The 11,749-nt window shown below is 38.8% G+C and carries 10 protein-coding genes; all 10 read right to left on the bottom strand.

What is annotated here, in order from left to right:
• Nucleotides 1-444: 444 nt before the first annotated feature.
• Complete coding sequence (gene lysS, locus ATZ35_RS07655) at nucleotides 445-1,941, bottom strand: lysine--tRNA ligase (RefSeq protein ID WP_279614925.1); 1,497 nt, start codon at nucleotides 1,939-1,941, stop codon at nucleotides 445-447.
• A gap of 94 nt (nucleotides 1,942-2,035) precedes the next feature.
• On the bottom strand, nucleotides 2,036-3,040 hold the full coding sequence (dusB, locus tag ATZ35_RS07650) for a tRNA dihydrouridine synthase DusB (RefSeq protein ID WP_208930229.1): 1,005 nt from the start codon (nucleotides 3,038-3,040) through the stop codon (nucleotides 2,036-2,038).
• Between the two features lie 12 nt (nucleotides 3,041-3,052).
• Complete coding sequence (gene hslO, locus ATZ35_RS07645; RefSeq protein WP_208930228.1) at nucleotides 3,053-3,949, bottom strand: Hsp33 family molecular chaperone HslO; 897 nt, start codon at nucleotides 3,947-3,949, stop codon at nucleotides 3,053-3,055.
• 133 nt (nucleotides 3,950-4,082) lie between these two features.
• The gene (ftsH, locus tag ATZ35_RS07640) at nucleotides 4,083-6,245 is read right to left on the bottom strand and encodes an ATP-dependent zinc metalloprotease FtsH (protein WP_208930226.1); all 2,163 of its coding nucleotides are present in this window, start codon (nucleotides 6,243-6,245) and stop codon (nucleotides 4,083-4,085) included.
• A gap of 97 nt (nucleotides 6,246-6,342) precedes the next feature.
• On the bottom strand, nucleotides 6,343-6,888 hold the full coding sequence (hpt, locus tag ATZ35_RS07635) for a hypoxanthine phosphoribosyltransferase (protein WP_208930225.1): 546 nt from the start codon (nucleotides 6,886-6,888) through the stop codon (nucleotides 6,343-6,345).
• Nucleotides 6,889-7,090: 202 nt separating this feature from the next.
• Entirely contained in the window at nucleotides 7,091-8,473 is a 1,383-nt protein-coding gene (tilS, locus tag ATZ35_RS07630; RefSeq protein WP_208930224.1) for a tRNA lysidine(34) synthetase TilS, read from the bottom strand.
• Nucleotides 8,474-8,560: 87 nt separating this feature from the next.
• Nucleotides 8,561-9,037 (bottom strand): S1 domain-containing RNA-binding protein, encoded by a 477-nt coding sequence (locus ATZ35_RS07625; protein ID WP_010772275.1) that lies wholly within the window; start codon nucleotides 9,035-9,037, stop codon nucleotides 8,561-8,563.
• A 43-nt stretch (nucleotides 9,038-9,080) separates the two neighbouring features.
• The gene (locus ATZ35_RS07620; protein WP_086276921.1) at nucleotides 9,081-9,548 is read right to left on the bottom strand and encodes an FtsB family cell division protein; all 468 of its coding nucleotides are present in this window, start codon (nucleotides 9,546-9,548) and stop codon (nucleotides 9,081-9,083) included.
• 62 nt (nucleotides 9,549-9,610) lie between these two features.
• Entirely contained in the window at nucleotides 9,611-9,886 is a 276-nt protein-coding gene (locus ATZ35_RS07615) for an RNA-binding S4 domain-containing protein (RefSeq protein WP_010762494.1), read from the bottom strand.
• A gap of 4 nt (nucleotides 9,887-9,890) precedes the next feature.
• Nucleotides 9,891-11,474, bottom strand: a complete 1,584-nt coding sequence (locus ATZ35_RS07610) for a putative polysaccharide biosynthesis protein (protein ID WP_208930223.1) — start codon at nucleotides 11,472-11,474, stop codon at nucleotides 9,891-9,893.
• Between the last annotated feature and the right edge of the window lie 275 nt (nucleotides 11,475-11,749).

Genomic DNA, 11,749 nt, shown 5'->3' with positions numbered 1-11,749 from the left:
TTTATCAGGTTGTTTGTTATTTGTCAACAACTTTCTTCCTGATTTTCCAAGTTTTTTCAAACTCGAATTGTTATTCTATTCTCGTTTAGCTGTCTTTGTTTCTTGCGACAACTTCACTAGTTTATCAGGTTAACAGCTGCTTGTCAACAACTATTTTACTGATTGCAAAAGTTTTTTTCAAACTTAAGCTGTTATATTATCTTCATCGTTTGGCGTGTTTCCTCGGTGCCTTGCGACAAGATATAATATACCAAGATTCTAGGCGTAGGTCAACTAAAACTTGCACTTTTTTGAAAGTTTTTTTCATTACCGATTGTTTTATTACTTTTGTTCTTTATTGTTCGTTTTTCACCTTTTAGGATAGGTATTCATTGCGTTTTTCTTAGTATTTTTCAGAAAATAAAAAAGGGCAGATTATCAGGAAACAATCTGCCCTTTGACTTTTTATCTCATTGCTGGAAATAATAGAACATCGCGAATTGATTGAGCGTCGGTTAGAAGCATAACTAAGCGGTCAATCCCGATTCCTAATCCTCCGGTTGGTGGCAAGCCATACTCTAATGCTTCAATAAAGTCTTCATCCACCCCATGTGCTTCATCATTTCCTTGTTCACGTTCTTTTTCTTGACCTTCAAAACGTTCACGTTGATCAATTGGATCATTTAATTCAGTAAATGCATTTGCAAATTCTTTTCCTATTATAAATAGTTCGAAGCGATCAGTGAATCGAGCATCTTCTGGATTTTTCTTTGCTAAAGGAGAAACTTCAACAGGATGTCCGAAAACAAATGTTGGCTGCTCTAAAGTTTCTTCCACAAACGTTTCAAAAAATTCATTTATAATATGCCCAATTGTCATATTATCATTGATTTCTACCTTGTGTTCTTTTGCGAATGCACGTGCTTCTTCAATAGTCATTTCTTGCCAAAAATCAACACCTGTTTGTTCTTTGATTGCATCTACCATATGCACACGTTTAAATTCAGAGCCTAGATCCACTTTTTTTCCATCATAAGTGATCATTGTTGTTCCTAGAACTTTTTCTGATGCATTGCGAATAATTCCTTCGGTTAAATCCATCACATCTTGGTAATCTGTATAAGCGGTATATGCTTCCAGCAATGTAAATTCAGGATTATGTGTTGTGTCTGCTCCTTCATTACGGAATACTCGACCAATCTCATAGACTTTCTCCATACCACCGACAATCAAACGTTTCAAGTGTAATTCCAAGGCAATACGTAAGTATAGATCCACATCCAATGAATTATGATGTGTAATAAACGGACGTGCCGTAGCACCGCCAGCATCATTGTGTAGGACAGGTGTTTCTACTTCTACATAGCCATTGCTATCAAGATAACGACGAATTTCGCTAATGATTTGGCTACGTTTCATGAATCGATCAAAGCTATCTTTGTTACTAATCAAATCTAAATAACGTTGGCGATAGCGTTGTTCTACATTCGTCAAGCCATGATATTTATCTGGCAGCGGACGCAGTGCTTTGGTCAGCAATACGATCGTTGTCGCTTTGACCGTTACTTCACCAGTATCAGTTTTCATGATTTGTCCTGTAACACCAAAGAAATCACCTAAATCAGCATGTTTAAATAACTCATACGCTTCATCGCCAACTTGGTCTTTACGTACATAGATCTGAAGCTGACCTTCACGATCTTGCAAGTGAGCAAAACCAGCCTTTCCTTTACCACGCTTTGTCATCATACGACCAGCAACGCTTGCCGATAGATTCATTTCGCTCAATTCTTCTTTTGAGTGTTGGTCAAATTGGTCATGTAATTCTTTTGAATTATGTGTACGATCAAAACGCTTGCCGAAAGGATCAATCCCTTCTCCACGTAAATTTTCCATTTTCTCACGACGCACAAGCATTTGATCATTTAGATCTTCTTGATGCGCTTGTTGTTCATCTGCCACTTTACTTCCTCCATTCTGAAATCACATACCCTTATAATGCCACATTAAAACGAAAAAAAGCAAGCCGTATTTTAGTTTCAGCCTGCTTTTTTTATTAGATTGTTTCGATTATTTCTTTTTCTGCATGCTTTTCTGCTTTTTCTTCAAATGCATCTAGTAAATCGATCATCATTTGCTGAGTCTCAGCTTGATTGATAGCAACTTTCACTTTAGCTGCACGAGGGATTCCTTTTAGATAATATGAGGCATGTTGACGAAATTCTCTCGTAGCGATTTTTTCTCCCTTTAAATCAACTAAACGCTGTAGATGTACTTTGGCTGTTTCTATTTTTTCACGTGGTGTTGGTTCTGGCATCAACTCGCCTGTCTCAAGATACTCTTTCGTCCGTTGAATCATCCAAGGATTGCCTAAAGCTGCCCGACCGATCATAACGCCATCTGCTCCGACATATTCAAGCATTCGTTTTGCATCTTCTGGTGTACGAACATCACCATTGCCCATAAATGGAATCGTTAGGTGCTGCTTGACTTCTTTTAATACATCCCAGTTTGCTTGCCCTTCATACATTTGAACTCTTGTACGACCGTGCATAGCAATAGCCGAAGCTCCTGCTTTTTCGGCTGCCAAGGCATTTTCAACAGCAAATAGATGTTCTTCATCCCAACCAGTTCGCATTTTTACTGTAACAGGTAAGTCTATTGCAGAAGAAACAGCATCCACCATTTCATAAACTTTATTCGGATCTAAAAGCCATTTTGCACCTGCTTCAGCTTTGATCACTTTATTTACTGGACACCCCATATTGATATCAATGATTGCAGCTTTAGTGTTTTCTTCCACAAATTTTGCTGCTTCTACTAAATTCTCTTTATCCCCACCAAAGATTTGTACGCTTAATGGGTATTCTTTTTCATCTATATAGAGCATATCTAATGTTTTTTTGTTTCGTTGTTGGATTCCTTTATCACTAATCATTTCACAGACAACTAAACCTGCCCCAAATTCTTTAACGGTTACACGAAAAGCAGCATTGCTGATACCAGCCATAGGCGCTACTACAACGCGATTTGGAATTTCAACATTTCCTATTTTCCACATAGCGTAACTCTCCTACTTTTCACGAGTATTTTTGATTGCTTCATCTCTTAACTCAATTAGATCCTCTTCACTATAATGATACTTGTTCCCACAAAATTGACAAACAGCTTCTGCTCCATGATCTTCTTCGATCATTGCATTGATTTCATCTAAACCAACAGCGATGATTGCTGTGCCAAATTTTTCTTTTGAGCAATTACAATTGAATTGAACAGGCATTTTTTCTAAAATTTCGATTTCATCTTTACCAAGAAGGCGTTCTAAGATTCCCTCTGGCGACTCTCCTTCGTCGATCAAGCGAGAAATCATCGGTACTTCTTGTAAACGTTGTTCAATAAAATCAATTGTTTTTTCATCTGCACCTGGCATTACTTGGATCATAAAGCCACCTGCCGCTTTGACACTTTCATCTGTATCAACCAAGACACTTAACCCGATTGCAGACGGTATTTGTTCAGAAACAGCCATAAAGTAGGTGAAGTCTTCACCAATTTCACCAGAAACGATCGGTGTTTGTCCTGAGAATGTTTCTTTTAAACCTAAATCCTTGATTACAGTGAAAATCCCTTCTGTTCCTACTGCTCCGCGAACGTCGATTTTACCGCTTTCGTTTAGCGTTAAACTCACGTGGGGATTCTTTATGTAGCCTTTAGTGTTACCACTGCCGTCGCTATCGACAACAATACTTCCTGCTGGTCCATTTCCTTGAACTTTTACTGTTAATTTATCTTCGCCTTTTAATGTTGCTCCCAGTAGTAAAGCGCCTACCATTGTTCTGCCTAATGCAGCAGTTGACGAGCTCCATGTATCATGACGTTTTTGTGCTTCTGATATTGTATTTGTTGCGCAAACTGCATAAGCGCGAATCGATCCTTCATAACATAATGCTTTAACTAAGTAATCTTCCATTTTTATTTTCCTCTTCTCACTTGGGACTTTTTCTGACTCATTATCAGATAATACTAGGGTTTAGTCTTTTTTTCAACTAAATAATTTCAACTTCAAGAAAAGAGCACCCCGTAAAAGGGATGCTCTAGGTGTCTTATTTGTAACGATCATCAAAGTTGTTACGGTCATATTCAGAATCATTCTTATGTTCATCTTCAGATTTTACTTCCGATTGAACTTTCTCTTCTGTTTTTTCGCTGTCCGCTTTTACTTCTTCTGCTTCGTCATGTAATTCTTTTTTTGCTTCTTCAAAATCTTGTTTTTCTTCAGCTTGTCTTTGTGCATCTTTTTCTTCTAGTGCACGTTTTGCTTCCTCAAACGTTTGAGCTTTCTCACTAGGAAATTGGCTATCAATAACGTCTTGAGGCATAACGCCTTCTTCAAACAATGATTTGATACTGCGGGCATCTAATGTTTCGAATTCCAACAGTTTTTCAGCAATCAGTTTGTGTTGCGCACGGTGAGCTTCGATGATTTCACGTGCTTTGTCATGAGCTTCCATCAAGATGCGACGTACTTCTTGATCGATTTCAAATGCTACTTGTTCTGAGTACGCTTTTGTTTGACCATAATCACGACCAACAAAGACTTGATGGTTTCCTTCATATTGAACTGGACCTAATTTGTCGCTCATTCCATATTCGGTTACCATGCTACGGGCAATCCCAGTCGCTTGTTCAAAGTCATTAGATGCACCTGTTGATTGAACATTGAAGATAATTTCTTCAGCTGTACGACCACCAAGTAAACCAACGATTTGTTCAAACATGTCTTCTCTAGTCATTAAGAATTGATCTTCTTTTGGTAAAGCGATCATGTAACCACCAGCGCGACCACGAGGAATGATCGTTACTTTATGAACAACACGAGCACGGCTTAAGACTAAACCGACAATTGTATGTCCAGCTTCGTGGTAAGCAACCATTTCGCGTTCTTTTTTGTTGATGACACGATCTTTTTTCGCAGGTCCTGCAATAACGCGATCTTCTGCTTCATCCACATCGGATGCATCGATTTTCTTCTTATTACGACGAGCAGCAACTAGAGCCGCTTCGTTTAAGACGTTTTCTAAATCAGCACCAGCAAAACCTGGTGTTTGTTGTGCCACGACTTTTAAATCAACATCGTCAGCCAATGGTTTGTTTCGGGCATGAACTTTAAGGATTGCTTCACGGCCTTTCACATCAGGACGACCTACTAAAATTTGACGATCAAAACGACCTGGACGTAACAAGGCTGGATCTAACACGTCTGAACGGTTGGTTGCGGCAACAACAATAACACCTTCGTTACCATCAAATCCATCCATTTCAACAAGTAATTGGTTAAGAGTTTGTTCACGTTCATCGTGTCCTCCGCCCATACCGGCACCACGTTGACGACCTACTGCATCGATTTCATCGATAAAGATGATCGCTGGAGCATTTTTCTTCGCTGTTTCAAACAAATCACGGACACGGCTTGCACCGACACCGACAAACATTTCAACGAAGTCTGAACCTGAGATAGAGTAAAACGGTACGCCTGCTTCACCGGCAACAGCTTTAGCAAGTAATGTTTTACCTGTTCCTGGAGGTCCTTCTAATAGAACACCTGCTGGTATGCGAGCACCTAATTCAACGAAACGGCGAGGATCTTTTAAGAACTCAACCACTTCAACTAATTCTTGTTTTTCTTCTTCAGCTCCTGCTACATCAGAGAAGCGTACACGGTTGGCTTTTTTGTCTGCTTCTTTGGCTTTTGATTTACCGAAGTTCATGACACGGCCGCCACCACCGCCACCGCCGCCTTGTTGTCCCATCATCATATAGAATAGGAAGATGAACAATACGATCGGTAAGAAACTAAACAAGATAGACAGCCAAGCACCACTTGTTGATTGTTCTTTTACGGTAAGTTTTACATTGTTGTCTTTCGCCATATCTTGGATACCTGATAATGTAATATCACTCGGTAGGACGATTGTTGTAAATGATTTTGTCGAAACTTCTGTTGATCCCCATAAAGAAAGACCGCCAGTGTTTTTGATTTCTTGTTTTTCTTTGTACTGACCTGTGATTTTAAACACACCATTTGTTGGTTGGATCGTCAGTTCTTTGACTTTGCCTTCCTCTAATTGAGTACTGAAAGTCGAGTATTCGATATCTGGTGATTGAGGATTGTTATTTCCAAAAATGAAATATACAACCATGACCATCGCCAAAATCAGCAATACATAATATAGGCCATTTTTCATGCCGCCATTCTTTTTATTCATGCCTGTCCTCCTTTGACTGCTGCTCGTAATTAATTTTACGGTTTATTTTATCAATTCTGACCTTTACATTGTAACATAACTAAATCTAAGAGAGATATTAATTTGATTCGTAGATTTCAGGTTTTAATACGCCTACATAAGGGAGATTTCGGTATGCTTCTGCATAATCCAATCCATATCCTACAACAAATTCGTTCGGTACATCAAAACCAACGTAATCTGCAACGATATCAACGACACGACCTTCTGGTTTATCCAATAGGGTGACGATTTTCACAGATGCTGCTTTTCTATATTTAAATAAATCTACGAGATAAGCTAACGTACGGCCACTGTCAATAATATCTTCTACGATCAAGATATCACGTCCTTCAACATTTGTATCTAAATCTTTGATGATTTTTACTTCACCGGAAGATACAGTTGCGTTACCGTAACTAGACACAGCCATAAAGTCCATTTCTAAATGCGTATCGATGCAACGTGTGATATCAGCCATGAAAGGTATCGCACCTTTTAAAATACCGATCACTAACGGATTTTTACCTTGATAATCTTCTGTTAGTCTTTTGCCAAGTTCAGCTGATTTTTCAAGAATTTGTTCTTTCGTAATCAAGACTTGTTTAATATCTTTCTCTAACATATTGCTCTCCCTTTCCTTATAAGTTCGACCTTTAACTCCTTGCAGTTTCTCCTGAGAGGTAGATAGAGTCGAAACGATAGTGTGTTTCCTTGCCCTAAACAGATATGCTTTCATGAGCAATCATTTTTTCTCTGACTTTTAAATCGTTGTTTCTGATTTTTTATGTTCTTTTGCTTCTTTGAATAACAGTATTTTTTAGTTTTTACTGTTTTACTTTATAAAGGAGCCTGTAGAGTATTTTATCAGTTTCTTTAGGAATACTCAAATAGGAATTTACAAATTGTGGAATCCAAATAATCTGCTCTTGACCTGATAGAACGACCCATGCTTGCTCTCTGATCGAATTAGGTATTTTACGATCGATAAATATCCGCTTCAAGCGCTTTGTCAGCTCTGGAGTCAAAGCGATTTTATCCCCGTTTTTTCGGCGACGAATCGTTAATGGTAAAACAGTTTGTCCACTTATGAGCAAAGAAAATTCTGCCCAATCCTTAGTAGACTCAGGCACCTCAAGTGTTTTCCCTGTTACTTCCAAACCGACCCATTCTTTTTCAGATAGAAAAAGGTGTTCGTTTTCATTCAAATAAAATAGGCTCTCATGATTTACAGGTTGCTTTTTTTTCAGTAATAGCGTGTCATATTCTTTTACAGCCTGCCAACCTTGTTGCATATCTAATGACAACTGGGGAGCGGAACGATCTAGCATTGTCAATAATTGTTGAATCTGCGATTGGCTTATCTTTACACCTTTAGGTACGATTGTTCGTTGAAATAACGTCATTAGGAAAAATGTTTGGATACTTTTTTGCTCCCGTTTCAAATCAGATAGTTTGACCTGCCAACCTTCTGTAGTTGCTTCTACCCAGCGTTCATATTTTGGCTCTATCACGGACTGAATAAGTTGATCAGCCAATGAGACTTGTTCACTAAAATCCATAATGTGCTGCAAAAATTTTGGGTTTTCTTTTTTCAAAAGTGGCACGATTTGATTTCTGAAGCGATTACGCAAATAGGTATCACTCCTATTTGAATCATCTTCAAAATAAACGATTCCTGATTTTTTAGCGAACTGCATCAATTCTTCTTTAGAAAATATTAAAAAAGGACGAATCAATTTCCCAGTTCCAAACAGCTGTACGTCTCTAATTCCCACTAAGTTAGGTAACGCACTACCTCTCGTTAGTTTCATTAATATAGTTTCAGCTTGATCATCACTATGATGAGCAGTCATAAGCGTAGGGTAGTTTTCTCTCTCCATAATTTCTTTGAAAAAATCATAGCGAAATTCGCGAGCCCGCGCTTCTACATTTTTCGTCTTCTCAGGTTCTTCCCATACTTTGCTATAGTAAGAAATGCCTTGATCTTGACAATAGTTTTGCAGGTACTTCGCTTCTGCCTCGGATTCTCCCCGTAACTCATGGTTGATATGGGCGACTGCTAATTCTAGCTGGTCTTTTTCAGCAGCTATTTGCATAAGCCTCAACAAAACCATTGAATCTACTCCGCCAGAAATCGCCAGTACTATTTTTTGCTTTGGTAGCCAGTATTCATTTCTTTTACAATGATTGTAAAATTCTTGAAACATCTACTCACCTCTTGGTTGCATAGTTGATAGACCCGAAAAAAATGCTCAAAACACAAAAGCCGAGCTTTCGCTCAGCTTCGATATTTATTAGTTACGGCGTCCACCGCGTCCGCCACGTTTACCTTCTGTATTACGCTTCAAAGAAGTTAAACGGTCGTCACTATCTTTTAAGAATGAGCTCATCAATGAGTCAAAATCTTGTTTTGAGTTGTTCATTGGTTGCGCTCTTGTAAATTGTTTTTTAGGTGCTGGGCGTGTTCCACGGTCACGATTGCCTTGATAGTCATTGTTCTCACGACGTTGATATTCACGCTTTGGTTCTGCAGCTTGTTCTTGTGCTTTACGAATCGATAAACCTACTTTACCGTCATCACCGACTGAGGTAACTTTTACGGTTACTTCATCCCCTACGGTCAATACATCATGGATATCCTTCACGAATCCATTTGACACTTCACTAATGTGAACCAACCCTGTTTTTCCTTCACCTAGATCGATGAAGGCACCAAAATTAGTGATACCAGACACTTTTCCTGGCAACTTAGCTCCTACTTCAATTGACATAAAAAAAATGTTCCTCCTATTATTTACCCTATTATATCTGCAGCTATTCGCCTGATTGTTTTTCAGTTGAATGAGACTGTGATTGACTCTCTTGCCCTGATTGTTTTTGCTCATTACTAGAGCTAGTCGTTCCGCCTAACTCTGGAATGTTGTAAATCTGTTCGCCTTCTTTTGAGACATAAAAACGGCTACGAGCAAGCTTCGCCACATAATCGTCATCTCTTAAAAGCGCAACATCCTGTTCCAATCGATTTAACTTTTTATCCGCTTCTGCTGACTCAGCTACGGCTTCTGCCTGCTGTTTCTTAAAGGCATTCAACTGTTGATAGTCTTGCATTAGCTGGATACCCGAAACGATAAAGATCACAAATGCCACGAGAAAAACAACAGCCAGACGTCGGCGTCTGAAAATCAGCTGCTTTTGCTGTTTTTGAAATTCGGCATACTGTTCTTTAGTATACTCATTATCTAAGGCAGCAACTTTTTCCACGTCTTTTTTCTTTTTACTCATGTTTTCCGCTCCACTCGTTTTTGGTTTGTCTGTCTTATTATACCAACATCTAAGAAGCTTGTCTAATCTAAATTATCACTATTTTCGACTCTTTTCTCTGAAACAACCTGATACATCTTTTCTGCATCTTCTTTTTTCGTTGAATCACGAAGTTCAAGAACTTCGATTTCTAAGATTTTATTACCAAATTGAATTTTGACTTGATCGCCAATTTTGACATTACTTGATGATTTCGCTAGGATACCATTGATCTGAATCCGGCCTTTGTCTGCTACTTCTTTGGCTACAGGTCTTCTTTTAATAATTCGTGAAACTTTTAAAAATTTGTCTAAACGCATACCCTTACCTCTTCATTCTTAATATTTTTGCTCCAAACGGTAATGTTAGCCATTCCCGAATTGTAAATAGTTTAATTTTGATGATGATATAAATAAATGTTCCGCCACCGAGTAAAACTCCGATGATGGTGATCAACAACGCCTGTCCACGATGACTAACTACTCCTAGAAATAGAGCAATCACGCCTTGATAACAGAGTAACACAAATCCCATCGATCCTAAACTGATAATCAGCTTTCTAAAGAAATGATTTTCAACAGCAAATTGATTGATTGCTTTTTTTGAAAAAAGGATCAGGAAAAATAGCGTTGCGACTAACCCAGCAATGGTTGAAACGCTCGCTCCAATTGTTCCCCAAGCAAACGTCAAGGGGCTCGTCAAAAAGAGCTTCGTCAACAAGCCGATTCCTGCTGATACCATTGATACGACAAAGCGATTCTGACTTTGTAAGATACTTTGATAGGCTTGGATAATTGCCATAAAAGCAATCGAACAGACATATACACCTAAAACACCGTTTCCCTGATAATCTTTGAACAAAGCAAAGTTCATATAAGGAAGTAATAATGCTAACCCGATCGATGCAGCAGCTGCAATCGTTGTGGTTAACCGTAAAAATATTTTGGCTGCTTGTAAAAACCGACCTTCTTCTCGACTCATAAAATACTTCGTTAACGCTGGTAAAAAACTTGAACTTAAGGCTAGCGCAACAACCAAGCCTAATTGAACTAAAGGCTGACCTCGATCATAAACACCTTTATCTATTTTCGCCGCTGAATCACTGATTCCTGCTGCGACTAAGGAATTTTTAATCAAAAATGAATCAATTAGTTGAAAGAGAATCAAAAAAGCACTGTATAGCGATACCATTCCACCTTCTATGACTAAACGACCAAATAGTTTTCCGGAACCTTTTTCAACTTTCCATTGCGTCAAATACGCAGAACTTCCTACACGGATTTTCCGATCATAATACCAAAGAATCCCTGCAGCAACAATCCCACCTAACAACGCACCACCCATTGCGATCGTTCCTGTCTGATACACCGACCAACCAAACTGACTAAAAGAGTAAGCCGCAATCAAGATCACACCTACTCGAACAATTTGTTCCATTACTTGAGAAACCGCGCTTGGGATCATCAATAAATGACCTTGAAAATTCCCTCTATAAAAAGATAATACAGGAACCAACAAGAATGTAAAAGAAACGACTTGGATCAAAGAAGCTAAGCGATAGTCTCCCATCATAAAGGCAATTTCATGACTGCCTAAAAAGAAAAACGCCCAACACAAACCAGCAATCACAAAAACAAAGGGAAACAGCTGTTGTAAAACCTTTTTCTGCCCACTAATATCTGCTTGCTCCGCTACTACTTTTGAAATAAACTGCGGCATTCCTGACAATGCTAAGGTCATCGCAATACCATAGATTGGATACACTTGTTGGTAGACATAAAAACCTTCATCACCAACTAGATTTTGAAAAGGCACACGATAAACTGCACTTAACACTTTGGCAATAAACGATGCGACCGTTAAAATAGCTGCACCTTGCATCATCGTCCGCATTTCTTTGTGTGCCATTGCATTACCTCCGATTCTAAAAGCTGAATGAGCCCGTTTAGTCTCGACTGGAAAATAGAAAAAATCGATTGAGGTGCTTTTTGCCTCACTCTATTTTTATCTTTTTCCCGAGAGACTGGCTCATGAAGCTAGATACGTCTAAAAGCTGAACAGGCTCGTTTAGCTCTGACTGGAAAATAGGAAAAATTGACTGTGACGCTCTTGGTCACATGCGATTTTTATCTTTTTCCCGAAGAGCTAGCCTGTAAAGCTGGATAAGTCTAAATGCTGAATAG

This window comes from Enterococcus rotai (assembly GCF_001465345.1).
GTDB lineage: Bacteria > Bacillota > Bacilli > Lactobacillales > Enterococcaceae > Enterococcus_L > Enterococcus_L rotai.
Note: the sequence above shows the minus strand (reverse complement) of the source record. Positions and strands in the feature narration are given on the sequence as shown.